20 protein-coding genes and 1 pseudogene are annotated in these 26666 nt (G+C 64.3%); 19 read left to right on the top strand and 2 right to left on the bottom strand.

Annotation, left to right across the window (positions count from 1 at the left end):
• The first annotated feature begins 2 nt into the window (after window positions 1-2).
• The 18 genes and pseudogenes from ftsL to recN all read left to right on the top strand — a co-directional run bounded on the left by ftsL (window position 3) and on the right by recN (window position 22696).
• Window positions 3-401, top strand: a complete 399-nt coding sequence (gene ftsL, locus V1289_RS10610) for a cell division protein FtsL (RefSeq protein WP_334396896.1) — start codon at window positions 3-5, stop codon at window positions 399-401.
• Window positions 398-2146: a peptidoglycan D,D-transpeptidase FtsI family protein gene (locus tag V1289_RS10605; protein ID WP_334396895.1), complete on the top strand. Its 1749-nt coding sequence runs from the start codon at window positions 398-400 to the stop codon at window positions 2144-2146. Before ftsL ends, V1289_RS10605 begins: the two co-directional genes overlap by 4 nt.
• 46 nt (window positions 2147-2192) lie before the next feature.
• Window positions 2193-3671: a UDP-N-acetylmuramoyl-L-alanyl-D-glutamate--2,6-diaminopimelate ligase gene (locus tag V1289_RS10600; protein WP_334396894.1), complete on the top strand. Its 1479-nt coding sequence runs from the start codon at window positions 2193-2195 to the stop codon at window positions 3669-3671.
• Window positions 3668-5047 (top strand): UDP-N-acetylmuramoyl-tripeptide--D-alanyl-D-alanine ligase, encoded by a 1380-nt coding sequence (locus tag V1289_RS10595; protein ID WP_334396893.1) that lies wholly within the window; start codon window positions 3668-3670, stop codon window positions 5045-5047. The genes V1289_RS10600 and V1289_RS10595 overlap by 4 nt, the downstream gene beginning before the upstream one ends.
• A 164-nt stretch (window positions 5048-5211) precedes the next feature.
• Window positions 5212-6318: a phospho-N-acetylmuramoyl-pentapeptide-transferase gene (mraY, locus tag V1289_RS10590; protein WP_074273996.1), complete on the top strand. Its 1107-nt coding sequence runs from the start codon at window positions 5212-5214 to the stop codon at window positions 6316-6318.
• Window positions 6319-6322: 4 nt separating this feature from the next.
• Window positions 6323-7723: a UDP-N-acetylmuramoyl-L-alanine--D-glutamate ligase gene (murD, locus tag V1289_RS10585; RefSeq protein WP_334396892.1), complete on the top strand. Its 1401-nt coding sequence runs from the start codon at window positions 6323-6325 to the stop codon at window positions 7721-7723.
• A 224-nt stretch (window positions 7724-7947) separates the two neighbouring features.
• Window positions 7948-9099 (top strand): putative lipid II flippase FtsW, encoded by a 1152-nt coding sequence (gene ftsW / locus V1289_RS10580; protein ID WP_309178946.1) that lies wholly within the window; start codon window positions 7948-7950, stop codon window positions 9097-9099.
• Between the two features lie 189 nt (window positions 9100-9288).
• On the top strand, window positions 9289-10389 hold the full coding sequence (gene murG, locus V1289_RS10575; RefSeq protein WP_334396891.1) for an undecaprenyldiphospho-muramoylpentapeptide beta-N-acetylglucosaminyltransferase: 1101 nt from the start codon (window positions 9289-9291) through the stop codon (window positions 10387-10389).
• Between the two features lie 173 nt (window positions 10390-10562).
• Window positions 10563-11966 carry a UDP-N-acetylmuramate--L-alanine ligase gene (gene murC, locus V1289_RS10570; protein WP_334396890.1) on the top strand — a complete coding sequence of 468 codons (1404 nt, stop codon included), beginning with the start codon at window positions 10563-10565 and terminating at the stop codon, window positions 11964-11966.
• Window positions 11967-11968: 2 nt separating this feature from the next.
• A complete protein-coding gene (gene murB, locus V1289_RS10565; protein ID WP_334396889.1) occupies window positions 11969-12889 on the top strand; it encodes a UDP-N-acetylmuramate dehydrogenase in 921 nt (306 codons plus the stop codon).
• 140 nt (window positions 12890-13029) lie between these two features.
• Window positions 13030-14016, top strand: a complete 987-nt coding sequence (locus tag V1289_RS10560) for a D-alanine--D-alanine ligase family protein (protein ID WP_334396887.1) — start codon at window positions 13030-13032, stop codon at window positions 14014-14016.
• An 83-nt stretch (window positions 14017-14099) separates the two neighbouring features.
• Window positions 14100-14441, top strand: a pseudogene (locus V1289_RS10555) (D-alanine--D-alanine ligase); the annotation flags it as partial.
• Window positions 14381-15364, top strand: coding sequence for a cell division protein FtsQ/DivIB (locus V1289_RS10550; protein WP_334396886.1), 984 nt, complete (start codon window positions 14381-14383; stop codon window positions 15362-15364). The pseudogene V1289_RS10555 and the gene V1289_RS10550, both read left to right, overlap by 61 nt.
• Window positions 15361-16680 (top strand): cell division protein FtsA, encoded by a 1320-nt coding sequence (gene ftsA / locus V1289_RS10545; protein ID WP_334396885.1) that lies wholly within the window; start codon window positions 15361-15363, stop codon window positions 16678-16680. Before V1289_RS10550 ends, ftsA begins: the two co-directional genes overlap by 4 nt.
• Before the next feature lie 87 nt (window positions 16681-16767).
• Window positions 16768-18549 carry a cell division protein FtsZ gene (gene ftsZ / locus V1289_RS10540; RefSeq protein ID WP_334396884.1) on the top strand — a complete coding sequence of 594 codons (1782 nt, stop codon included), beginning with the start codon at window positions 16768-16770 and terminating at the stop codon, window positions 18547-18549.
• A 353-nt stretch (window positions 18550-18902) separates the two neighbouring features.
• Window positions 18903-19862, top strand: a complete 960-nt coding sequence (gene lpxC, locus V1289_RS10535) for a UDP-3-O-acyl-N-acetylglucosamine deacetylase (protein WP_334396883.1) — start codon at window positions 18903-18905, stop codon at window positions 19860-19862.
• A gap of 238 nt (window positions 19863-20100) precedes the next feature.
• Complete coding sequence (locus V1289_RS10530; protein ID WP_334396882.1) at window positions 20101-21009, top strand: outer membrane protein assembly factor BamD; 909 nt, start codon at window positions 20101-20103, stop codon at window positions 21007-21009.
• Window positions 21010-21022: 13 nt separating this feature from the next.
• Window positions 21023-22696 carry a DNA repair protein RecN gene (gene recN / locus V1289_RS10525; protein ID WP_334396881.1) on the top strand — a complete coding sequence of 558 codons (1674 nt, stop codon included), beginning with the start codon at window positions 21023-21025 and terminating at the stop codon, window positions 22694-22696.
• An 88-nt stretch (window positions 22697-22784) separates the two neighbouring features.
• Here recN and V1289_RS10520 read toward each other — a convergent pair whose 3' ends face one another.
• Window positions 22785-23072, bottom strand: coding sequence for a GIY-YIG nuclease family protein (locus tag V1289_RS10520; protein WP_334396880.1), 288 nt, complete (start codon window positions 23070-23072; stop codon window positions 22785-22787).
• 114 nt (window positions 23073-23186) lie between these two features.
• On the opposite strand from V1289_RS10520, the gene ligA reads away from it, so the two are divergent.
• Window positions 23187-25334 carry an NAD-dependent DNA ligase LigA gene (ligA, locus tag V1289_RS10515; RefSeq protein ID WP_334396878.1) on the top strand — a complete coding sequence of 716 codons (2148 nt, stop codon included), beginning with the start codon at window positions 23187-23189 and terminating at the stop codon, window positions 25332-25334.
• Window positions 25335-25337: 3 nt separating this feature from the next.
• Here ligA and V1289_RS10510 read toward each other — a convergent pair whose 3' ends face one another.
• Window positions 25338-26621, bottom strand: a complete 1284-nt coding sequence (locus tag V1289_RS10510) for a multidrug effflux MFS transporter (RefSeq protein WP_334396876.1) — start codon at window positions 26619-26621, stop codon at window positions 25338-25340.
• Window positions 26622-26666: the final 45 nt, after the last annotated feature.

Genomic DNA, 26666 nt, shown 5'->3' with positions numbered 1-26666 from the left:
TCATGCGGATCATCCATTTCCTCGTCATCGGCATGCTGGTGTTCGCGGCCGCCTATGTCTACCGGATCAAGATGGAATCGACGTCGCGCACCGAGAGCGTGCTGCGCCTGAACGCGGAAATCCGCGAGCAGCGCGACGCCATCGCCACGCTGCGCGCGGAATGGGCCAGGCTCGACGCGCCGCTGCGGCTGCAAGGTCTCGCGGACCGGCATCTGGAACTGAAACCGGTCAACGGGACGCAATATGACCAGTTGAAGAACCTGCCCGAGCGGCCGCCGAACTTCGCGAAGCCGGGCGCGCCCGATCCGATCGGCGCGATGATCAACACCATCGAGGCCGCTTCCGACGCCGAGACGGTGACCGGTTCGGTGCCTGCGCCGGCGCCGGGAGATCAGCAATGACCGATCAGGCGCTTGCGAAGACCAAGCCTGCCGAGCCTTGGCGGCAGCGGCTGATCCGCAGCCTGCTTTACGGGCGCAATGTCGATCGCACCGCGAAAGCGCGCGCCCGTGTCGGATTTGCGATCCTGGCTTTTGCGGCGATCTACGCCGTGCTCGCCGGACGGCTTGTGATGTTCGCGGTCGGCGCCGACAGCCATGGCGCGCGCCGCACCGCCTCGCAGGACGCGATTGCAACCGCGCGGCCCGATATCGTCGATCGCAATGGTGAGGTGCTCGCCACCGACGTCAAGGCGCCCAGCCTGTTCGGCGAACCGCGCCGGATCATCGACAAGGACGAGGCGATCGAGCTTCTGACCGCGACGCTGCCCGACCTCGACACCGGGGAGGTGCGCGACCGTCTGTCGTCGAAAAAGGGCTTTGTCTGGCTGAAGCGCGAAATCACGCCAACGCAGCAGCTGGACATCCATCGCCTCGGCATTCCCGGCATCGGCTTCCTGCGCGAGAACAAGCGCGTCTATCCCACCGGCGCCGAAGTCGCGCACCTGATCGGTCTGGTCAATATCGACAACCAGGGCATCGCCGGGATGGAGAAGTGGCTCGACAATAACGGGCTCGCCGATCTGCACCGCGCGGGCTTTGCCACCGACCGGCTGCAAAAGCCGGTGGAATTGTCGGTCGACCTGCGGGTCGAACACGCCTTGCGCGATGAACTCATGAAGGCGAAGGAAAAGTTCAAGGCCAAGGCGGCCTCCGGCATCGTCTCCAACGTCAAGACCGGCGAGATCGTCGCTTTGGTGTCGCTGCCCGATTTCGATCCCAACAACCCCCGGGAGGCGCACGATCCCGATCGCATCAACCGGCTGACCACCGGCGTCTACGAGATGGGATCGACCTTCAAGGCATTCACGCTGGCGATGGCGCTGGATTCCGGCAAGATCAACCTAAACTCGATGTGGGATGCGCGGGGAAACCTGCACTACGGCAAGTTCACCATCCATGACAGCCACTCGCTGGGACGTTTCATCAACACCAAGGAAGTGTTCACCTACTCGTCCAATATCGGTGCCGCGCGGATCGCGCTCGGTCAGGGCGTCGAGGCCCACAAGGCGTTTCTCGCCAAGATGGGCCAGTTGCACCGTCTGCGCACCGAATTGCCGGAAAGCGCGTCGCCGCTGGTGCCGCGCCGCTGGAGCGAGTTGAACACCGTGACCATCGCGTTCGGCCAGGGCCTGTCGGTAGCGCCATTGCAGGCGGTGATGGGTATCAACGCGCTGATGAACGGCGGCTACCTGATTCCCCCGACCTTCCTGAAGCGCAGCGAAGAGGAAGCGACGGCGCTCGCCAAGCGCGTGATCAAGCCGGAAACCTCTGACAAGATGCGGTTCCTGATGCGCCTCAATGCCGAGGTCGGCACCGCCAAGACGGCGGACGTCAAGGGCTACTATGTTGGCGGAAAAACCGGCACCTCCGAGAAGGTCATCAACGGCCGCTACGCGAAGAAGCAGGTGCTGAACTCGTTCACCGCCATCATTCCGGCGGATAATCCGCAATACCAGCTGCTGGTGATGCTGGACGAACCGAAGGCGCTGCCGGAAACTCACGGCTTCATCACCTCCGGCTGGAACGCGGTTCCGACCGGCGGCAAGGTCATTGCCCGCATCGCCCCGCTTTTGGGCATCGAGCCGCGGTTCGATTTACCGCCGTCCGACCGCCTCATTCTTGCGGCATCAAAGCCAACCCAGTAAGGCGTAGCTGAGAGGCGCCGGACTGCGCCGGCCGGACTGGAAGATCATGAGACTTCGCGACCTCTTCGGCGATGACGCCACGATCGAGCCGCAGGCCGATGCGGTCGTGGCCGCCGATGCGACCGAGGTCAAGGGCCTCGCGGTGGACAGCCGGGCGGTAAAGCCGGGCGATTTGTTCTTCGCGCTGGCCGGCAGCAAGACCGATGGCTCCCGATTCATCGATGCAGCGATTGCCTCCGGAGCCGTTGCGGTCGCAGGCGACCATCCCTCCACAGCCGATCGTCGCGTGCCCTTCGTCGTCACGCCGAATCCGCGCCGCGCGCTGGCGCTGGCCGCGGCAAAATTCTATCCGCGGCAACCGTCGACGATCGCCGCGGTGACCGGCACCAGCGGCAAGACCTCGGTTGCCGCCTTCACCCGCCAGATCTGGCAGCGGCTCGGTCATGCCTCCGCCAGCATAGGCACCATCGGGCTGGTTTCGCCGAAGCGCACCGTCTACGGCTCGCTGACCACGCCGGATCCGATCGCGCTGCATCGGCAGCTCGACGAGATTGCAGGCCATGGCGTCACCCATCTGGCCTTTGAAGCGTCATCGCATGGGCTCGACCAGTACCGGCTCGACGGCGTTCGCATCGCCGCCGGCGGTTTTACCAATCTGTCGCGCGACCACATGGATTACCATCCCGACGTCGCGCATTATCTCGCCGCCAAACTGCGGCTGTTCCGCGATCTCGTGGCGGCCGGCGGCGCAGCTGTCATTTCGGCCGACCATGAGTGCTCACAGCAGGTCATCGACGCGGCGCGCGAGCGCGGTTTGCGGATCATCGCGGTCGGCCGCAACGCCGACGGGGCAGGTGAGGGCATTCGTCTCGAGGCCGCATCGATCGAAGGTTTTGCGCAACAACTCGCGCTCGAACATCGCGGCCGCCGTCATAGCATCAAGCTGCCGCTGGTTGGCGAATTCCAGATCGAGAATGCATTGGTCGCCGCCGGACTGGCGATCGGCACCGGCAGCGCGCCGGATGCGGTGTTCGCCAGCCTCGAACATCTCGAGGGCGCCAAGGGCCGGCTGGAGCGTGTCGGCGAACATAATGGCGCGCCGATCTTCGTCGATTACGCACACAAGCCGGACGCGCTGGCGAAGGCGCTGCAGGCGCTGCGGCCCTACGCCAGACGCAAGCTCGTCGTCATCTTCGGCGCCGGCGGCGATCGCGACGCCGGCAAGCGGCCGTTGATGGGGGCGATCGCGGTCGAGAATGCCGATCATGTCATCGTCACCGACGACAATCCGCGCAGCGAGCAGCCGGAAACCATCCGCGCCGCAATCCTTGCTGCTGCGAAGGGTGCCAAGGATATCGGCGATCGCGCCGAGGCGATCCGGACTGGGATTGCGGCACTGGAGCCCGGCGATGCGCTGCTGATCGCCGGCAAGGGCCACGAGACCGGCCAGATCGTCGGCGACAGGACGCTGCCGTTCAGCGATCACGATGCGGTCGCGGCAGCACTGGCAGCGAGGGTCGCATGAGCGCGCATTTATGGACCATTGCCGACGTCGCCCGCGCCCTGGGCCTGGCCGGAAAATTTCCCGATACGACGATCGAATTCGTCACCCAGGACAGCCGCCTGGTGAAGCCGGGATGTCTGTTCGTGGCGTTGAGCGGCACGCCGAGCGGCGGCTTTATTTCGAGTTTTGCCAGTGCGCGCGACGGTTGGGAATTTGCAAAGCAGGCCGAGGCGGCCGGCGCGGTGGCGATGATCGTGCCGCACCGGATCGAGGGCGTGAGCGTGCCGCAACTGGTGGTGAAGGACACGCTGATCGACGGGCTGTGGACATTGGCGCGCGCGGCGCGGGCGAGGTTCAGTGGCCCGGTGATCGGCCTGACCGGCAGCGCCGGCAAAACCAGCACCAAGGAATTTCTCGCCGCCTATCCCGGCGCCTATGCCAGCCCGAGCAGTTTCAATAATTTCTGGGGCGTGCCGCTGACGCTTTGCAATGCCGGCCCCAAAGCCACGCTGTGGGTGGTGGAAATGGGCATGAACCAGACCGGCGAGATCGCGCGGCTCAGCGAATTGACGCAGCCGACGGTGGCGCTGGTGGTGAATGTGCAGCCGGTGCATCTGGAAAAGCTCGGCAGCCTGGAGGCGATCCGGCGCGAGAAGGTGAGTATTGCACAGGGTCTGCCGAAAGCCGGCGTGCTGGTGCTGCCTGGGGATGTCGAGGCGCCGGAATGGAATGGAAAAATCATCCGCTTCGGCGATGCGTCCAAGGTGCGGGCGTTGAAGCATTCGGCGCAGGGCGAAAGCTGGAACGTGGTCGCGCAGGTAGGCGGCAAGCAGGTTGAATTCGGCCTGACGCCCGGCGCGCCGCATCGTCTGCAGAATGCGCTGGCGTCGCTGGCGTCGATTCACGCCGCTGGCCTGGATGAAACATTACTGGCGAAAGAGCTCGGCAAGGTCGGCATCATGAGCGGGCGCGGGGTCGAGCAGACCGCGCACGGCGTGACCGTGATCGATGACAGTTTCAACGGCAACCCTGCCAGCATGGTGGCCGCCCTCGACAGCCTGAAGGCGCGGCCGGTGCATAACGGCCGGCGCATCGCCATTCTCGGCGACATGCTGGAGCTCGGCGCCGATGCGCCGGCATATCATGAAAAGCTGGCCGGGCATCTGCCGGGCATCGATGGCGTGTACTGCGTGGGCCCCTTGATGCGGCATTTATACGACCTGGTGCCGGCGGAAAACGGCCTCGGCTGGTACGAGGACCCGGCCACGCTCGAGCCGCAAAAAATCGCGACTTTACTGCGGGACGGCGATGTCGTGGTGGTCAAGGGCAGCAAAAAAATGTTTTGGGTCAACAAGTTTGTGCCAAGGTTGCTGGCCGCCCTACAGGCAAGGGCGTAAACTGCCCATGCTTACGACCCGCTTTTCCGTGCGGCGATTCGCTAGGCACGACGCGGTCATGATCAAGGTTTTGCTTGGTTTGCGGCTGAAAGCGATTATCAACACACCCGCAAGGCGCTTTCCCGGCAAGACGGCGAACGAAGCCGCGGTATAGGGCATATTGAATGTTTTACTGGCTGATCGAACTCTCCAATACCGTTCCCGGCTTCGGCGTCTTCCGTACCCTGTTGAACGTGTTTCGCTACATCACCTTCCGCACCGGTGGCGCGATGGTGACCGGGGCGCTGTTCGTCTTCCTGTTCGGCCCGTGGATCATCGACCATTTGAGGCTGCGCCAGGGCAAGGGCCAGCCGATCCGCACCGACGGCCCGGCGTCGCACATCGTCTCCAAGAAGGGCACGCCGACGATGGGCGGGCTGATGATCCTTTCGGGGTTGGTGGTCTCGACGCTGTTGTGGGCCAATCCGCTCAATCCCTACGTCTGGATCGTGCTGGCGGTGACGCTCGGCTTCGGCTTCGTCGGATTCTACGACGACTATCTGAAGGTCACCAAGCAGACTCATGGCGGTTTCGCCGGAAAATTCCGGCTTGCGATCGAGGCGGCAATCGCGCTGGCCGCCTGCTACGCCCTGGTGCGGCTCGGCCGCGACGTGTCCTCGACCTCGCTCGCGATCCCCTTCTTCAAGGACATGGTGTTCAATTTCGGCTGGTTCTTCATCATCTTCGGCGCCTTCGTCATGGTCGGCGCCGGCAACGCGGTCAATCTGACCGACGGACTCGACGGGCTTGCGATCGTGCCGGTCATGATCGCCGCCGCCAGTTTCGGCATGATCGCGTATCTGACCGGAAACGCGGTGTTCTCCGATTATTTGCAGATCAACTACGTCGCCGGCGCCGGCGAACTGGCGGTTGTCTGCGGCGCAGTGCTCGGCGCCGGATTGGGATTTCTCTGGTTCAACGCGCCGCCGGCCTCGATCTTCATGGGCGATACCGGCTCGCTTGCGCTTGGCGGCATGCTGGGTGCGACCGCGGTCGCGGTCAAGCACGAGATCGTGCTGGCCGTGATCGGCGGATTGTTCGTGCTGGAAGCGGTCTCGGTGATCGTGCAGGTGGTGTCGTTCAAGCTGACGGGAAAGCGCGTGTTCCGGATGGCGCCGCTGCATCATCATTTCGAACAGAAGGGCTGGACCGAGCCGCAGATCGTGATCCGGTTCTGGATCATCTCGGTGATGCTGGCGCTGGCCGGTCTCTCCACGCTGAAACTGCGGTGAGCATTTGATTCCCGTCACCTCCTTCGCCGGCAAGACGGTCGCCGTCTTCGGCCTCGGCGGCTCCGGACTTGCAAGCTGTCACGCCCTGAAGGCGGGCGGCGCGGAAGTGATCGCCGGGGACGACAGTACCGACAATGTCGTCAAGGCGGCCCAGGCCGGTTTCATCACCGCCGATCTGCGAACCGTGTCGTGGGCGAATTTCGCCGCGCTGGTTCTGACGCCCGGTGCGCCGCTGACCCATCCGGCGCCGCACTGGAGCGTGCTGGCGGCACGGCAGGCCGGTATCGAAGTGATCGGCGATATCGAGCTGTTTTGCCGCGAACGAAGGCGTCACGCGCCGGAGGCGCCGTTCGTCGCGATCACCGGCACCAACGGCAAGTCGACCACGACGGCGCTGATCGCGCATCTGATGAAGGTCGCCGGTTACGACACCCAGATGGGCGGCAATATCGGCACCGCGATCCTGTCGCTGGAGCCGCCGCGGATGGGGCGGGTGCATGTGGTCGAGATGTCGTCCTACCAGATCGATCTTTCGCCCTCGCTCGATCCTTCAGTCGGGATTCTCCTGAACGTCAGCGAAGATCATATCGACCGCCACGGCACGCTCGAACACTACGCCGCGGTGAAGGCGCGCCTGGTCGCCGGCGTGCAGCCACAGGGCACGTCCATTGTCGGCGTCGACGACGGCTGGTGCCGCAACATCGCCGACCGCCTCGACCGGGCCGGCAAGCGCGTGGTGCGCATCTCCGTGAAGAATCCGCTGCCCGACGGCGTCTATGTCGAGCGCGAAACCATCGTGCTTGCTTCCGGCGGCGCGCGCAGCGAAATCGCAAAGCTCGGCGGCATCGGCTCATTGCGCGGCCTGCACAATGCGCAGAACGCAGCCTGTGCCGCGGCCTGTGCGCTGGCGATGGGCATTGGCGCCGATGTCCTGCAGAACGGCCTGCGCAGTTTTCCAGGCCTCGCGCATCGCATGGAGCAGGTCGGCCGCCGCGGCAATGTGCTGTTCGTCAACGACTCCAAGGGCACCAATGCCGACGCGGCGGCACATGCGCTGTCGTCCTTCGGCGACATCTTCTGGATCGCCGGCGGCAAACCGAAACTCGGCGGCATTACGGGCCTGACCGAATATTTCCCACGCATCCGCAAAGCCTATCTGATCGGCGAAGCCGCGCCGGAATTTGCGGGCACACTGGGCGATCGCGTGCCGCACGAGATATCCGAGACGCTCGACGTCGCGGTGGCCAATGCCGCACGCGACGCGGAGGCATCAGGGCTGGCCGATCCCGTGGTACTGCTGTCGCCGGCCTGCGCCTCGTTCGACCAGTACCGCAATTTCGAAATCCGCGGCACGAAGTTCCGCGATCTCGTCACGGCGCTTCCGGGCGTAAAGCCGGTGGTGTGAGCAACCACAACCGTCATCGCCCGCGAAAGCGGGCGATCCAGTATTCCAGAGGCCTCGCGGTTCAATCACTACGGCCGCGGCGTACTGGATACCCGCTTTCGCGGGTATGACGACCGTTTGTGAGGTGGCACTAGCCAACATCTCAAAAGATTATGATCTCATTAACCCCTTGGAAACCATCCTGCGCCACCAATGGGCGTTACCTCTGCCATTTGGGGACGCCCATGCTTGCCCGTGACCAACGCACCCCGTTTTCCGAATGGTGGTGGACCGTCGACAAGCCGCTGCTGGCAGCGATCATCGCGCTGATGCTGGCTGGCGTCATTCTGTCGCTGGCGGCGAGCCCGCCGGTGGCAACAAGGATCGGGCTCGATCCCTTCCACTTCTTCAACCGGCACATCCTGTTCCTGCTGCCGTCTTTCATGGTGCTGATCGCGGTGTCGTTCCTGTCGCCGCGGCAGATCCGCCGATCCGCGCTGCTGGTGTTCGCGGTCTCGATCGCGCTGATCGTGGCGACACTGCTGCTCGGTCCCGAGGTCAAGGGCTCGCGGCGCTGGATCACGCTGCTCGGCGTCAACATCCAGGCCTCCGAATCCGCCAAGCCCGCCTTCGTAGTGATGGCGGCGTGGCTTTTTGCCGAATCGACCAAGCGCCCGGAAATGCCGGCGACCTCGATGGCGCTGGCGCTCCTGATGATGCTGGTGTCGCTGTTGGTGATGGAGCCGGACTTCGGCCAGACCATGCTGATCCTGATGGTGTGGGGCGCGCTGTTCTTCATCGCGGGCATGCGGATGATCTGGGTGCTGGGGCTCGCGGGCGCCGCCAGCGCCGGCTTGTTCGGCGCCTATTTGCTGGTGCCGCACGTCGCCGGCCGCATCAAGCGCTTCATGAATCCGGCCTCGGGCGACACCTTTCAGGTCGACACCGCGATGGAGGCGTTCTGGAACGGCGGCTGGTTTGGGCTAGGGCCCGGCGAAGGCATTGCCAAGCGCAGCCTGCCGGACAGCCACACCGACTTCGTGTTCGCGGTCGCGGCGGAAGAATTCGGCATCATCCTGTGCCTGGCGCTGGTCGCGCTGTTCGCCTTCGTCGTGATCCGCACGCTGTCGCGCGCCTACGCCACCGAGGACATGTTCGCGCGCTTTGCCGCTTCCGGCCTTGCGATCCTGTTCGGGGTGCAGGCCGCCATCAACATGGCGGTCAATCTGCAGCTGATCCCCGCCAAGGGCATGACGCTGCCGTTCATCTCCTATGGCGGTTCGTCGATCGTCTCATTGGCTTACGGCGTCGGCATGATGCTGGCGCTGACCAGGCTGCGCCCGCGCACCGAGATGGAATCGATCAACGATGCCAGCGCGGCGCGCGGTTACGCTTGACCTGAGGGGAAAGACGCGCTTTTCGTCATTGCGAGGAACGAAGTGACGACCTGTCCGCCGTAGCTCGAAGAGCGAAGGCGGAAGCAATCCAGCTTCCTGGCCTATGAATTGCTTCCGCCTTCGCTAAAGCTACGGCGGACAAGTTGCTTCGCTCGCAATGACGGCACTCGGTTCGCGAAGATTGCAACAATGAATTTAGCGCCTTTGATTCTGCTGGCCGCGGGCGGTACCGGCGGTCATCTGTTTCCTGCCGAGGCGCTGGGCGTCGAGCTGATCAAGCGCGGCCTGCGCGTGCGTCTGGCGACCGACGCCCGCGCGCTGCGCTACAGCGGGTTGTTCTCCAAGGACATGATCGACGTGGTGCCGAGCGAGACCGTGCGCAGCCGCAATCCCGTGTCGCTGGCACGCACCGCCATCATGCTGGGCTATGGTACCATGGTGGCGCTCAATCTGGTGCGGCGGCTGAAGCCCGCCGCCGTGGTCGGTTTCGGCGGCTATCCGACCGTGCCGCCGCTGATGGCGGCACGCTGGCTCGGCGTGCCCGGCATCATTCACGACGCCAACGCAGTACTCGGCCGCGCCAACCGCTTTCTCTCCAGCCGCGTCGACGCGGTCGCGACCTCGCTGCCCGGCGTGCTCGATCGCGATCCTTCGCTGGCCGGCAAGACAACCACCGTCGGCACGCCGATGCGTCCCGCGATTCTTGCCGCCGCGGCGGTGCCGTTTGCGACACCCGAACCGAATGGACCGCTGCGCGTGCTGGTGGTCGGCGGCAGCCAGGGTGCGCGGGTGATGAGCGATATCGTGCCGGGCGCAATCGAGCGGCTGGAGCCGGTGCTGTGGGCCCGTCTGATGCTGACGCAGCAAGTCCGCGAAGAGGACATGGCGCGGGTCCGCGCAGTGTATGACCGGCTCAAGATCAACGCCGAACTGGCGCCGTTCTTCGGCGACCTGCCGGCGAAGCTGGCGTCGAGCCATCTGGTGATCTCGCGCTCCGGCGCCGGTACGGTCGCCGAACTCGCCGCGATCGGACGGCCCTCCATTCTGGTGCCATTGCCGGGCGCGATCGATCAGGACCAGTTCGCCAATGCCGGCGTGCTGTCGCAGGCAAATGGTGCTTTACGGATTCCGCAGACCGAATTTACCCCCGACCGGCTGGCGGCGGAAATCTCCGCGCTGGCCGCCGAGCCCGCCAGGTTAACCGCGATGGCCACGGCCGCGCGCAGCGTCGGCAGGCTGGATGCGGCGGAGCGGCTGGCCGATCTGGTGATGAAAGTCGCCAGAATCTAGGCGCTTGCGCACAAAATTGCCCTTGTCATGCCCCGCGAAAGCGGGGCATCCAGTACGCCGCGCCGCTGATTTGACTCACGGGGGGCGCGGAATACTGGATCGCCCGCCGGAGCCTGTCATCGGGCGGCGCTTTGCGCCGACCCGTTGGCGGGCGATGACACCGAGGAACAACCATGAGACTGCCGCGCGAGATCGGACCCATTCACTTCGTCGGGATCGGCGGCATCGGCATGAGCGGCATCGCCGAGGTGCTGTGCAATCTGGGCTATACCGTGCAGGGCTCGGACGCCTCCGAGAGCGGCAACGTCGCGCGGCTGCGCGACAGGGGCATCACGGTCTCGGTTGGCCACAAGGCGGAGAATGTCGACGGCGCCGACGTGGTCGTGGTGTCGACCGCGATCAAGCGCGACAATCCCGAATTGATGGCGGCGCGCGCGCAGCGGATTCCCGTGGTGCGACGCGCCGAAATGCTCGCCGAGCTGATGCGGCTCAAAAGCTGCGTCGCGGTCGCCGGCACCCACGGCAAGACCACGACCACCACGATGGTGGCAACGTTGCTCGATGCCGGCGATCTCGATCCGACCGTGATCAATGGCGGCATCATCAATGCGTACGGCTCCAATGCTCGTCTGGGCGCCGGCGACTGGATGGTGGTGGAAGCCGACGAGAGCGACGGCACGTTCTTGAAACTGCCATCCGATGTCGTGATCGTCACCAACATCGATCCCGAACATCTCGATCACTTCAAGACCTTCGAGGCGATCCAGGACGCATTCCGCAATTTCGTCGAGAACGTGCCGTTTTACGGCTTTGCCGTGATGTGCACCGATCACCCCGTGGTGCAGACCTTGGTCGGCAAGATCGAGGATCGCCGCATCATCACCTACGGCGAAAATCCGCAGGCCGATGCGCGGCTGATGGATCTCACGCCGATGGGCGGCGGTTCGAAATTCAAGGTCGCGTTCCGCAACCGCAAGACCGATGCCACGCGCGAAATCGCCGACCTCCTGCTGCCTATGCCGGGACGGCACAACGCGCTCAACGCCACGGCCGCGATCGCCTTGGCGCATGAACTCGGCATTTCCGATGACATGATCCGAAAGGCGATCGCTGGCTTCGGCGGGGTGAAGCGGCGTTTCACCAAAACCGGCGAATATGACGGCGTCACCGTGATCGACGATTACGGCCATCATCCGGTCGAGATCGCAGCCGTGCTGCGGGCGGCGCGCGAATCCGCCAACGGCAAGATCATAGCGGTGGTGCAGCCGCATCGCTTCACCCGCCTGCAATCGCTGTTCGAGGAATTTTGCACCTGCTTCAATGACGCCGATGCGGTCGTCGTCGCTGAAGTCTATCCGGCCGGCGAGGCGCCGATCCCGGGCATCGACCGCGACCACTTTGTGCTCGGCTTGCGCGCGCATGGCCACCGTGAGGTGATTCCGCTGCAGAGTTCTTCGGAACTCGCCAAGGTCGTCCACGGCATCGCCGGCCGCGGCGATCTCGTCGTGTGTCTCGGTGCCGGCAATATCACGCAATGGGCCTACGCGCTGCCGGGCGAATTGAAGGCGCTGGGGTAGCGTTGATGTTCCCCGACATCACGCCCGATCTTAAGGCCGCGATGCCCGAATTGCGCGGGCGGTTGCTGGCGAACCAGTCGCTGGCCGAGCTGACATGGTTTCGCGTCGGCGGTCCGGCGCAGGTGCTGTTCACGCCGTCGGATGAAGACGACCTGGCTTATTTCCTGTCGCATCTGCCCAGGGAGTTTCCGGTCACTGTCGTCGGTGTCGGCTCCAACCTGATCGTGCGCGATGGCGGTATCCCGGATGTCGTGATTCGGCTGTCGCCGCGCGGGTTCGGCGACACCAGCGCCGAGGGCGACATCGTCAGCGCCGGCTCCGCGGCGCTCGACAAGCGCGTGGCGGAAACGGCGGCGGCGGCCAATATCGGCGGCATGGAATTTTTCTTCGGCATCCCCGGCTCCATCGGTGGCGCGCTGCGCATGAATGCGGGCGCCAACGGGAGCGAGACCCGGGACGTGCTGGTCGAAGCCACCGGCATCGGCCGCGACGGCGCCCGGCATGTATTTTCCAATGCCGGCATGAAGTTCGTCTACCGCAACAGCGGCGTCGATCCCGCGATCATTTTTACCTCGGCGCGCTTTCGAGGGGCCATCACGGCGCCGGAAGCGATCCGCGCGCGCATGGCCGAGGTGCAGACCCATCGCGAGACGGCGCAACCGATCCGCGAAAAGACCGGCGGCTCGACCTTCAAGAACCCGCCCGGTCACAGCGCCTGGAAACTGATCGACGCCGCCGGCTGCCGCGGTCTTCGCGTCGGCGGCGCGCAGGTGTCGGAGATGCACTGCAATTTCCTGATCAATACCGGTGATGCCACCGGGCATGATATCGAAACCCTCGGCGAGACCGTGCGCGCGCGGGTTAAAGATAATTCCGGAATCGAGCTACACTGGGAAATCAAGCGGGTTGGGATTCCGGCATAGTCGTCATTCGGGGGCGCGCACAGCGCGAACTACGATGTGCAATTGCACATCGGAGAATCCAGAAGTTGTATAGATAAGGAGATTCGGGGTCTGGTCCTTCGGACCATCCCGGAATGACGGAAGAATTGGCGGATCGAAACATGCGGATTACCATTCTCTTCGGCGGCACCAATAAAGAGCGCCTGGTTTCGGTGGCGAGCGCGCAGGCGCTGCATCGTGCCTTGCCGGAGGCCGATCTCTGGTTCTGGGATGTCGCCGATACCGTGCACGAGGTCCGCTCCGAAACCCTGCTCGGCCACACGCGGCCGTTCGAGGATGAATTCAAGCCCGGTAATCGCGGCATCGCGTTCGAAGCGGGGCTCGACAAGGCCAAGGCGGAAGACCGCCTGCTGGTGCTTGGCCTGCACGGCGGCCGGGCGGAGAATGGCGAGTTGCAGGCGATGTGCGAGATGCGCGGCATTCCGTTCACCGGATCCGGCTCGGCATCCTCGCATCTCGCCTTCGACAAGGCCGCGGCGAAACGCTTTGTGGCCATCGCGGGCGTGAAGGCGCCGGCGGGCGTTGCGCTTGATGACATCGAGGCCGCGTTCGCCGAATACGGCAGGCTGATTGCAAAACCGGCCAAGGATGGATCAAGCTACGGCCTGATTTTCGTCAATGCGAAGCAGGACCTCATCGCCGTCCGCAACGCCGCGAAGTCAGAGGAATATCTGATCGAGCCGTTCGTCTCCGGTATCGAAGCCACCTGCGGCGTGCTGGAGCAGGCGGACGGCGCGGTGTTCTCGCTTCCGCCGATCGAGATCGTGCCTGCGGAGGGCGCGTTCGACTACGCCGCCAAATACCTGTTGAAATCGACCCAGGAGATTTGCCCGGGCCGCTTTTTGCCCGAGACCACGGCAGAGATCATGGATCAGTCGATCCGGGCGCACCGGGCGCTGTCGTGCACCGGCTATTCCCGTACCGATTTCATCGTCTCGGCGAAGGGGCTGATCTACCTCGAGACCAACACCTTGCCGGGCCTGACCCCGGCCTCGCTGTATCCGAAGGCGCTCAAGGCGCAGGGGATCGATTTCGCCGATTTCCTGCGCGACCAGATCGTGCTGGCCGAAAAGCGCAGCCGGCCATAGCAGGAATGGCCTGACCGCCCGGCTATTCGCCCCTTGGCGAAGGGAACCGGGCGCGCCGGACGATTTATTGCGAAAATCCTAACGATTGCGCGGCAAAGTGCTCACAAGGCACATCAAAACACGCCCTGAGCGCACCGGTTTTACACTTTGTTTACCAGGAAGTCCGAAGGTTAACGCTGGCGGCGCATGTGGCGCTTGGCTGCCGGGGCGCGAGCAGTTGCGGATTTCCGCTTCGACGATCGCATCGAGGGAAAAAAGGCCTCTTCTGACTGGAGGTCCAAATCCAGCCCGGCATGACCGAGACGTCATTTGCGCCAGAACTCGCAAAGCCTTTTGCGGGAACAACATTTGACGAGCTCGTGCAATGGATGGTGCAGGACGCCTCGCTCGATCGCTGCGATCGCTGGGGCCCCAAGCTGACCTGAAAGCAGCCGCTATAGGAGCGGTCGTGCTGTTGCGCGAGCGGCTGGGCCGACGCCGCGTCCGCGCCAGGCCGGCGCTCGATCGCGCGCCGCCCAACCGCCTCATTCTGGCGCTCGAACGTTATTTGCCGCACCGGGCCGGTATTACTTTGACCGTGCTGATGCTACTTGGCAGCGCCGGCTTCGGCATCGTCAAGGGCGGCCATGTCGACGAATTGACCCAGGCTTTGAGCGATACCCGCAATGCGCTGGCCAATTCCGCCGGATTCCGCATCACTACCGTCGCCATCAACGGCCGCAAGCAGTTGAGCCAGGACGAAGTGCTCGCGATCGGCGGCGTCAACGGCCGCTCGTCGCTGTTGTTCCTCGATGCGGCCACCGTGCGCGACAAGCTCAAGGCCAATCCCTGGATTGCCGATGCCACGATCTTGAAGCTTTATCCCGGCCGGCTTCAGATCAACATAACCGAGCGGTCGGCATTTGCGCTGTGGCAGGAGGACGGCCGGTTGTCCGTTATCGCCGACGACGGCGCGGTGTTGGAGCCCTATGTGTCGCGCCGCTTCGTCACGCTGCCGCTGGTGGTGGGCAAGGGCGCCGATGTCAGAGCCAAGGATTTCCTGGCGCTGCTCGACCGCTATCCGCAGGTCCGCGCCGTGACCAAGGCTGCGATCTTCGTCGGCGAACGGCGCTGGAACCTACGGCTGAAGGACGGTCTCGATGTCCGCCTGCCGGAAAACGACGTCGGCAATGCGCTGGCGGCGCTGAGCAAGCTCGACAAGGAAGACAAACTGTTCTCGCGCGACATCGTCGCGATCGACATGCGCCTGCCGGACAGGCTGACGGTGCAATTGTCCGAGGATGCGGCCAAGGCCCGCGAAGAGCTGTTCAAGGACAAGAAGACCAAGAAAAAGGCCGGCGACGCATGACCGGCCTCGATCGCAATCAGACCCCGAAGACGCGCCCGATGGCGCAGAAGCGCACCGCGCTGGTGGCTTCCCTCGATGTCGGCACCAGCAAGATCGCCTGCATGATCGCGCGGCTGAAGCCGTGCCCGCCGAACGAGGCCTTGCGCGGGCGCAGCCATGCGGTGGAATTGATCGGCTACAGCCAGATCCAGTCGCGCGGCGTCAAGGCCGGCGCGGTGGTCGACCTCGCCGAGTGCGAACAGGCGGTGCGCCAGGCGGTGGCGCTGGCCGAACGCATGGCCAAGGTTCGCGTCGAATCCGTTTTGCTGTCCGTCTCCGGCGGCCGGCTGCACGGCCAGCTGGTGGAAGCCGCGGCCGATATTCGCGGCGGTTCCGTCACTGAGGCCGACATTACCCGCGTGACCTCGACCGGCATGCGCCACGCCACCGGCGAGGGCCGCACCGTGCTGCATGCGCTGCCGGTCGGCTACACCCTCGACGGCGCCAAGGGCATCCGCGACCCCAGGGGCATGGTGGCGCGGCAGTTCGGCGTCGACATGAACGTCGTCACCGCGGACGCCACCGTCGCCAAAAACCTGATGCTGGTGGTCGAGCGCTGCCATATCAACGTCGAAGCCATGGCGGCCAGCCCCTATGTCGCCGGCCTCTCGGTCCTGACCGACGACGAAGCCGATCTCGGCGCCGCCGTGGTCGAGATGGGCGCTGGCTCGACCACGATTGCAACCTATTCGGGCGGACGATTCGTGCACGCCTCCGGATTTGCGGTCGGCGGGCAACACATCACGATGGATCTTGCACGCGGTGTCGGTGCATGCATTGCGGATGCCGAGCGAATCAAGACTTTATACGGCACCGCGCTGACCGGCGGATCCGACGCGCGCGAGCTGATGTCCGTTCCCACCGCGGGCGACGAACGCGATGCTCCGCAGATCGTCTCGCGCGCCACGATCGCCAACATCGTCCGGCATCGCGCCGAGGAGATTTTTGAAATGGTCCGGGACCGGCTCGCGGATTCCCCCTTTGCGGCAGAGCCGAGGGCGCGGGTTGTCTTGAGCGGCGGCGCTGCGCAGCTCACCGGCACCGTCGAGCTGGCCACCCGGATTCTCAACCGGCCGGTCCGGATCGGCCGCCCGCTCGGCTTCGGCCGCATGCCCAATGAGGCGAAGGGCCCGTCGTTTGCGGTGCCCGCGGGCCTCCTGGTCTATCCGCAATACGCTCATCTGGAACACGTCGAACCGCGGCATACGCGGCAGCTCAGAACAGGGACTGACGGCTATTTCGGAAAGGTCGGACGATGGCTTCGCGAGGGCTTCTGATGACTGGATCCCAGACCAAACGACTTTCACCAACTCCCGCGGCCGCCGGCCGGGGCGAACCAACGCGCGCGTAATCGAGAGGCAACCATGGCACTCAATCTGACCCCCCCTGACATCAGCGAGCTGAAACCGCGGATTACCGTCTTCGGCGTCGGTGGAGCAGGCGGCAATGCCGTCAATAACATGATCACTGCCGGGCTGCAGGGCGTCGATTTCGTCGTCGCCAACACCGACGCGCAGGCGCTGACCATGTCGAAAGCCCAGCGCATCGTGCAGATGGGCACGCAAGTCACGCAGGGCCTCGGCGCAGGTTCCCAGCCCGATGTCGGCGCGGCCGCGGCGCAAGAGGTCATCGACGAGCTTCGCGATCACCTGAGCGGCGCCAACATGGTGTTCGTCACCGCCGGCATGGGCGGCGGCACCGGCACGGGTGCAGCCCCCGTCATCGCCAAGACCGCGCGCGAGATGGGCATCCTCACCGTCGGCGTGGTGACAAAACCGTTCCACTTCGAAGGCCAGCGCCGCATGCGCACCGCCGAAGCCGGCATTGCCGAGCTGCACAAGGTGGTCGATACGCTGCTGATCATCCCGAACCAGAACCTGTTCCGTGTCGCCAACGAAAAGACCACCTTCGCGGACGCCTTTGCGATGGCCGACCAGGTGCTGTATTCGGGCGTCGCCTGCATCACCGACCTGATGGTCAAGGAAGGCCTGATCAATCTCGACTTCGCCGACGTCCGCGCCGTGATGCGCGAAATGGGCAAGGCGATGATGGGCACCGGCGAGGCCACCGGCGAGAAGCGCGCGCTGACTGCGGCCGAAGCTGCGATCGCCAACCCGCTGATCGATGATTCATCGATGAAGGGGGCGCGCGGCCTCTTGATCTCGATCACCGGCGGCAAGGACCTGACCCTGTTCGAAGTCGACGAAGCCGCCACCCGGATTCGCGAGGAAGTCGATCAGGACGCCAACATCATCGTCGGCGCGACCTTCGATGAAACCCTGGATGGCATCATCCGCGTCTCCGTCGTTGCCACCGGCATCGAACAGGCGATCATCGCGCGCAACTCCGCGGCGCCGCCCGCCGTCGTGACCAACAGCGCGGCGTCGACGCCGGACAGCCGTCTGGCCGATCTGACCGCGCGGCTGCGCGCCGACAATCAGCGCCTTGCCGAACGTGCCCAGAAGCTCGATCCGATGGCTCCGGCCGCAGCGCCGGCTCCAGGCGCCGCCGCGCCGCAGCGCGCGGCGAACAGCGTCGAGCGCGCGGCACTGGCCGCCATCGCCGCCGCCGTCGCCCCGGAAGCGCCGCCTTCGGCGCCGCTGCAGCCCGCCTCCTATGGCGACGTCACGGTTCGTCCGATCGCGCAGAAGCCGTCGCTGTTCCCCGATCATGATATCGCCCGCGTCGAGACCGAAGAGCCGGCGACGCCCGACACCTTCATCCCGCAGGCGGCTGAGCGTCCGCCGGTCCGTGCTCCGCGGATGCCGAAGTTCGAGGATCTTCCGATGCCGGCGCAGGCCGAAATCCGGCAGGCTCGCGGCGAGGCCGGGGAAGAGCACCCGCAGAAGACCCGGCTGTCGCTGCTGCAGCGGTTGGCCAATGTCGGCCTCGGCCGCCGCGACGAAGAGACCGAGCCGCCGATCGAGGCGCGCGCCTCGGGACCGGCGATGGCGCCGCTCCCCGAACGCAAGCCGCAGCGATCGGTCGCCCAGCAGATGGCCGGTAACGAGCCGGTATCGGAGTATGCAAGACGCCCGGCGCCGCAGGGTTTGGACGTTCATGGCCGCCCGGCACCTGTTGCCGCGGCGCCACAGGGCGACGACCATCTTGATATCCCGGCCTTCCTGCGCCGGCAGTCGAACTGAAGTTTGTTACAATTCTGGTGACTAAAAAGGTCCCGGCTGATCCAGCCGGGGCCTTTTTCTTTGGCCCTGAAACAGGTCGCAGCTGGGTGATCAAGAAGCTGATATTAAATGATTAATTATGAATTCCGTGATCAGATGCCGCGGTCGAAACGGCCCTGAACCGTCCCGTAATTTGGTTAAGCTTGGGCTTGAATGCGGCAGAGATAGGGTAACAATCGGTAAAAAAGCGTGAGTTGGCGCGCTTTGGGGCTGTGACTATGGTCTGCCGTGACTTGGGGATGCCTAAAACTCGAATCAGCACGTAAACGCTGGTTCCTGCGTTTGGGTTAAGTCGGGTAGTGGGCGATTATCGCATGAAGTTCAGCCGTCAAACGACGCTTCGGTCGCATGCCACCGTGACGGGCGTCGGCGTTCATTCCGGTTTACCGGTTAGTCTTACGCTTGGACCTGCACCCATCGATGCAGGTTTTATTTTTGTCCGCACCGGTCTGGATGATTCCGACCGTGAAGTTCCGGCCACCGCCGAATCCGTCATCGCAACCGATCTTGCGACCGTTCTCGGCGACCGCGACGGTCCGCTGGTTTCCACCGCCGAACATGTGCTGGCTGCTCTGCGCGGTATGGGCGTCGACAACGCCATCATCGAAGTCGACGGTCCGGAAGTTCCGATCATGGACGGCAGCGCGGCGGCCTTCGTCGCCGCGATTGATCAGGCCGGCATCGTTACACAATCCGCGACCCGCCGTTTCATCCAGGTGCTGAAGCCGGTGCAGGTTGCGATCGGCGACTCCTTCGGTGAGTTGCGCCCCTATGCCGCCGGGTTCCGCGCCGAGGTTGAAATCGACTTCGCAAACCCCGTGATCGGGCGCCAGAGCTACTCGCTCGATCTCAGCCCGGAAAGCTTCCGCCGCGAGGTTGCGCGCGCCCGCACCTTCGGCTTCATGAACGACTTCGCGCGACTCTGCAGCGCCGGCTTCGCGCTCGGCGCGTCCTTTGAGAATACGGTGGTGTTCGACGGAACCCGTCTGCACAACGCCGAAGGCCTGCGCTACAGCGATGAATGCGCCCGCCACAAGGTGCTCGACGTGGTCGGCGATCTCGCATTGGCCGGCCTGCCGCTGCTCGGCGCCTATCGCTCGGTGCGTGGCGGCCACAAGCTCAACCACGCGGTGCTGACGGCGCTGCTGGCCGATCGAAGCGCCTGGCGGGTGGTCGAGGCCGAGACGGCGCGCCGTCCGCGCAGCCATGCCGAAGCCGGCGGCGGAATGGTGGGCGGCATGATTGCCCCGGCCTACGGCCCGGACGTTTCCTGATTCCGTACACAGGCGTTTTCTGCAGTAACCACAATTGGTAACGATGGTTTTCGGCCGCCTTAATCCGGGCGGAATGGCTGCGTATTCGGTTGGTTAACGACCATTTTTCGGCTACACAGGCCCTACGGTCGCAAGATAAGGCATCACTGGCGCGGGGGAATATTGCGTCCATGATCGCGGTTCATGGACGGGCGGGCTCCATCATTAACCGCATCATAGGCGTCAGGTCTTAAATTCCATGTCGGCACAGCGGATGACGCTCGAACAACGCAAACCATCGGGCTATGGCAGCCTCAACCGGGCCGCGCGGTCGCTTCGGCTGGCGGCGGGCCTGATTGTGCTGGCGATCCCCCTGAGCGGATGTGGCACCGGTTCGCTGTGGGACAAGTTCCTCGCCAAGGACGACACCTTCGTGGAAGAGCCCGCGGACAAGCTCTATAATGAGGGCTTGTACCTGATGAACCAGCGCAAGGAGCCGAAGGCGGCGTCGAAGAAATTCGAGGAAGTCGACCGCCAGCATCCTTATTCCGACTACGCGCGCAAATCGCTGCTGATGTCGGCCTATGCGTTCTACACCTCCGGCGATTACGACAGCTGCATCGGTGCGGCGACCCGCTACGTCACCCTGCATCCCGGCAGTCCGGACGCCGCCTACGCGCAATATTTGATCGCGGCTTCGCACTATGACCAGATTCCGGACATCTCCCGCGACCAGGGCCGCACCGAGAAGGCGATCGCGGCGCTGGAAGAGGTGATCCGAAAATATCCGACATCGGAATATGCCACCACCGCCAAGGCCAAGCTTGAAGGCGCGCGCGACCAGCTCGCCGGCAAGGAAATGGATGTCGGCCGCTATTACATGGAAAAGCGCGACTACACCGCCGCCATCAACCGTTTCAAGACCGTGGTCACCCGCTATCAGACCACGCGGCATGTCGAGGAAGCGCTGGCGCGGCTGACCGAGGCCTATATGGCGATCGGCATCGTCGGCGAGGCGCAGACCGCCGCCGCCGTGCTTGGCCACAATTTTCCTGACAGCCGCTGGTACAAGGACGCCTATAATCTTGTAAAGTCCGGCGGTCTCGAGCCGAGCGAGAATCAGGGCTCCTATATTTCCAGGGCCTTCAAGAAAATGGGTCTCGGCTAGGAATTTACTTCGCATGCTGGCGCGTCTGTCGATCCGTGACATCGTCCTGATCGAACGGCTCGATATCGAGTTTTCCCGTGGCCTCGCGGTGCTGACCGGCGAGACGGGCGCGGGCAAATCCATCCTGCTCGATGCCTTCGCGCTGGCGCTCGGCGGCCGCGGCGACGCGGGCCTCGTCCGTCACGGCGTGGAGCAGGGCCAGGTTACGGCCGTGTTCGATGTGCCCAAGGGCCATCCGGCCGCGGTGATCCTCAGCGATAACGGCCTCGACGATACCGGCGAAATGATCCTGCGCCGGGTGCAGCTTGCGGACGGCCGCACCCGCGCCTTCATCAACGACCAGGCGATCAGCGTACAGACCCTGAAAGCCATTGGCTCGGCGCTGGTCGAGATCCACGGCCAGCATGACGAGCGCGCGCTGGTCGATGCCTCGACCCATCGGCAGTTGCTCGACGCCTTCGCCGGGCTCGAGAAGGACGTCGCGGCACTGGAACAGCTTTGGGAGGCCCGGCGCACCGCCATCACCGCGCTCGAAGAACATCGCGCCAGCATGGAGCGCGCAGCCCGCGAAGCCGACTACCTCCGCCACGCCGCCGACGAACTGAGGACGCTGGCGCCGAAGGACGGCGAGGAAACTGCGCTCGCCGAACGCCGCACCACGATGATGCAGGGCGAGAAGATCGCCGGCGATTTGCGCGAGGCGCAGGAGGCGGTCGGTGGTAACCATTCGCCGGTGCCGGCGCTGGCCGCCGCGGTGCGCCGGCTGGAACGCCGCGCCGCCAATTCGCCGGCACTGGTGGAACCGGCGGTGAAAGCGATCGATATCGCGATCAACGCGCTGGAAGAAGCCGACCAGCATCTCCAGGCCGCGCTGATTGCGGCCGATTTCGACCCCGCCGAACTGGAGCGGATCGAGGAGCGGCTGTTTGCGCTCCGTGCCGCGTCGCGCAAATATTCGACCGCCGTCGATGGCCTGGCGGCGCTCGCGGCCAAATACGCGGATGATGTGGCGCTGATCGATGCCGGCGCCGACCAGTTGAAGAAGCTGGAGGCCGCAGCGTCCGAAGCCGACAAGCGCTATGGCACAGCGGCGGCGAAACTCTCGGCGGCGCGGACCAAATCCGCCGAAAAGCTCAACAAGGCCGTCAATGCCGAACTCGCGCCGCTCAAACTCGAACGCGCGAAATTCATGACGCAGGTCGAGACCGACGCCAAATCGCCGGGGCCGCAGGGCATCGACCGCATCGAGTTCTGGGTGCAGACCAATCCCGGCACCAAACCGGGGCCGCTGATGAAGGTCGCTTCCGGCGGCGAGCTGTCGCGCTTCCTGCTGGCGCTGAAGGTCGTGCTGTCCGATCGCGGCTCGGCGCCGACGCTGGTGTTCGACGAAATCGACACCGGGGTGGGCGGCGCGGTGGCCGACGCGATCGGCGCCCGGCTGGCGCGGCTCGCCGGCAAGGTCCAGGTGATGGCGGTGACCCATGCGCCGCAGGTCGCCGCGCGCGCCAACCAGCATTTGCTGATTTCCAAGGACGCGCTCGACAAGGGCAAGCGCGTCGCCACCCGCGTCAACGCGCTCGCCGCCGATCACCGCCGCGAGGAAATCGCCCGCATGCTGGCCGGCGCCGAGATCACCGCCGAAGCGCGCGCGGCGGCGGATCGGCTGCTGCGCGCGGCGACGGCGTAATTCGCTGTCATTCCGGGGCGTGCGAAGCACGAACCCGGAATCTCGAGATTCCGGGTCTGGTCCTTCGGACCATCCCGGAATGACGAACTTAGTTGCAGATCGATTCGTATAAATCTTCCCACTGCGGGTTCTGCGCTTCGATCAATTGAGTCTTCCAACTGCGCTTCCATTTCTTTAGTTCTTTCTCGCGGGAGATCGCCGAAATGGGATCGTCATAGATTTCGAACCAAACCAACCGTGTGATATTATATCGGGATGCAAAACCGGGGACGGCCTTTGTTCGGTGTTCGTAAATCCGGCGCACGATATCGTTCGTTACGCCAATATAGATCGCTCCGTCCCTTCGGCTCGCGATGATATAGACGTAGTAGTTCATGACTGTCGTTCGCAACCTTAAACCAGACGTCATTCCGGAGCGCGGATCCGGAATCTCGAGATTCCGGGTCTGGTCCTTCGGACCATCCCGGAATGACGGGCTAGAATTTCCATCATGATAGCAAAATCAAAAAAAGTAGCGCCTCTTGACGTCGCCAAGCTCACCAAGGCCCAGGCCAAGGTCGAGCACATGCGGCTGGCGCTGGAACTGGAAGGTCACGACAAGCACTACTACCAGGACGATGCGCCTAGCGTCACCGACGCCGAATACGATGCGCTGCGGCAGCGCTACGACGCCATCGAAAAGCGCTTTCCGGAATTCGTCACCTCGGACTCGCCGTCGCAAAAGGTCGGCGCGGCACCCTCGGGGCGTTTCAAGAAAGTGCGCCACGCGATGCCGATGCTGTCGCTGGACAACGCCTTCGCCGAACAGGACGTGCTCGATTTCGTCGGCCGTATCGAACGGTTTCTCAAGCTGCAGGACGACAAGATCGATTTTTCCGCCGAGCCGAAAATCGACGGGCTGTCGATGTCGCTGCGCTACGAGGGCGGCGAACTCGTCACCGCCGCCACCCGTGGCGACGGTGCGGAAGGCGAGGACGTTACCGCCAATATCCGCACGCTGGAGGATGTGCCGCAAAAACTGAAGGGCCGCAATGTGCCCGACATCTGCGAGGTCCGCGGCGAGGTCTACATGACCAAGAAGGCCTTTCTCGCGCTCAACAAGAAGCAGATTGAGGCCGGAGAAGCTCCGTTCGCCAATCCGCGCAATTCGGCGGCCGGTTCGCTGCGTCAGAAGGATCCGACCATCACCGCCTCGCGGCCGCTCGGGTTTTTCGCCTATGCCTGGGGCGAGATGAGCGCGATGCCGGAAGAAACCCAGTCCGGCATGATCGGCTGGTTCCAGCGCTGCGGCTTCAAGACCAACCCGCTGACAAAACTCTGTCACTCCACCGATCAGTTGATCGCGTTCCATCGCAAGATCGAGGAGCAGCGCGCCGAGCTCGACTACGACATCGACGGCGTCGTCTACAAGATCGACCGGCTCGACTGGCAGCAGCGCCTCGGCTTCGTGTCGCGCACGCCGCGCTGGGCGATTGCGCATAAATTCCCGGCCGAACGCGCCATGACCGTGCTCCGCGATATCGAGATCCAGGTCGGGCGCACCGGCTCGTTCACGCCCGTCGGCAAACTGGAGCCGGTCGGCGTCGGCGGCGTCATCGTGCAGAACGTCACGCTGCACAATGAGGACTACATCAAGGGCATCGGCGGCGACGGCGAGCAACTGCGCGACGGCCGCGATATCCGGATCGGCGATACCGTGGTGATCCAGCGGGCCGGCGACGTGATTCCGCAAGTCGTCGACGTCGTCATCGACAAGCGGCCGAAGAACGCAAAGGAATTTCACTTCCCGAAAAAATGCCCGTGCCCGCTGCACACCGACGTGGTGCGCGAGGAGACCGCGACGGGGGAGGAGGGCTCGCGCGCCCGCTGTACCGGCGAGTTCGCCTGTCCGTTCCAGAAGATCGAGCATCTCAGGCTTTTCGTCTCGCGCCGCGCCTTCGACATCGATGGGCTCGGCGAGAAGCAGATCCAGTTTTTCTTCGACGAAGAATGGGTGAAGGAACCCGCCGATATCTTCACGCTGCCCAAACGCAACGCCAAGCTGAAGCTGGAGGAGATTGAAGGCTACGGCGAGACGTCGGTGCGCAACCTGTTTGCCTCGATCGAGGGCCGGCGCAGGATTTCGCTCGAGCGTTTCATCTATGCGCTCGGCATGCGTCATGTCGGCGAGACCACCGCGCTGGCGCTGGCGCGCGGCTACGGTTCCTGGCAGGCTTTCCACGACGCGGGGCTGAAGGTCGCCAACGGCGACGAGGAGACCATCGCCGAGATGGATGCGCTGGACCAAATCGGCGACACCGTGATCAAGAGCGTCGCCGCCTATTTTGGCGAGAGCCATAACCGCGGCATCGTCGAGCGGCTGACGAAAGAGGTCGAGATCCTCGACGCCGAAAAGCCCAAGAGCAATTCCGCCGTCGCCGGCAAGACGGTGGTGTTCACCGGTTCGCTGGAAAAGATGACGCGCGATGAAGCCAAGGCCACCGCCGAGCGGCAGGGGGCCAAGGCCGCGGGCTCGGTGTCGAAGAAGACGGATTATGTGGTCGCGGGGCCGGGCGCAGGATCGAAGCTGGCTGAAGCCAAGAAGCACGGGGTAGCCGTGCTGACCGAAGACGAGTGGCTGAAGCTGATCGGGGAATAAGCTTCACAACATCCCCGACTCTTCCTCCTCTGCCTGTTCGATCAATTCCTCGCTGACCATCACCGTTCGCCGCGGCACGATGAAGATCATGGTCGAAGCGCAGAGAATCGATATCGCAAAAATCGCCGCCGTCAGTGGCAGCGTGCTGGTGGAATGGCCGCCGAGATAGGCGCCGAATTGCGAGACCAGCGCGCCGATGCCCTGCTGCAAAAATCCCATCGCGCCCGATGCGGTGCCGGCGGCGTCGGGGCGAACGCTGATGGCGCCGGCCGCCGAATTCGACATCACGAAGGCGTTGGCGACCATCACGATCATCTGGGTGCCGAACAGGAATGACGGCGCCTGATTGTATCCGGTGATGCTCCAGACCAGGTTCAACAGGCTGCCGCCGAGCTGCAGTGCCAGCCCGAACCAGATCAGTTTCTCCAGCGAATGGCGCGGCGCGAACCGCACGCAGAACAGGTTGCCGATCAGATAGGCAAACCCCGTGGCCGCAAACCACGCGCCATATTCGGCGCTGGTGCGGCCCATCTGCGTCACCACGATATAGGGGCCGCCGCCGGCGAAGGTGAAGATGATCTGCGAGGCCAGCACCTGGCACAGCACGTAGCCGATGAAGGCGCGGCTTTTGACCAGGCTGCCGACATCGCCGCGAAATCCGCCGGCTTCGCTGCGGTCGCGGCGCGTCTCGGGCAGCGCGAAGGCAATGAAGACCGTCACCGTCAGCGACGCTGCGGTGATGAGATAGAATATCGCGCGCCAGCCGAACGCGGTTTCCAGCAGGCCGCCGGTCAAAGGGCTCAGCATCTGCGCGATCATCATCACGGCGATGACGAGGCTGATCATGCTGCTGATGCGGTCGCGGCTGTAGAGGTCGCGGATGATGGCGCGGCTGACCACCATGCCGGTGGCGCCGCCCAGCGCCTGCAGGAAGCGCGCGGCGATCAGTTGCGGCAGGGTTTCGGCGAAGATGCAGCCGGCGCTGGCGGCGACCATCAGGCCGAGGCCGCACAGCAGCACCGGGCGCCGGCCGAATTTATCCGACAGCGGCCCCATGATGAGCTGCGAGCAGGCGATGCCGACCATATAGAGCGACACGGTCATCTGCGCGACCGAGATATCGCGCCCGAACGTGGTCGCCAGCACCGGCAGCGCCGGTACCAGCATATAGAGCGAGATCGGCGCGACGCCCGTCATCAGGACGAGCATCAGCAGCATGACCTTCGATGTCGCGAAGCTGTTGCTGTCCGTCGCCGCGCCGGGCGGCTTGCCCATCACGCCATGCATTCAGGTGCGATCCAATTGTGAATCGGACTGTAGCGGGATCGCTTC

Origin of the sequence: Bradyrhizobium sp. AZCC 2289, from assembly GCF_036924615.1 — a bacterium.
GTDB lineage: Bacteria > Pseudomonadota > Alphaproteobacteria > Rhizobiales > Xanthobacteraceae > Bradyrhizobium.
Note: the sequence above shows the minus strand (reverse complement) of the source record. Positions and strands in the feature narration are given on the sequence as shown.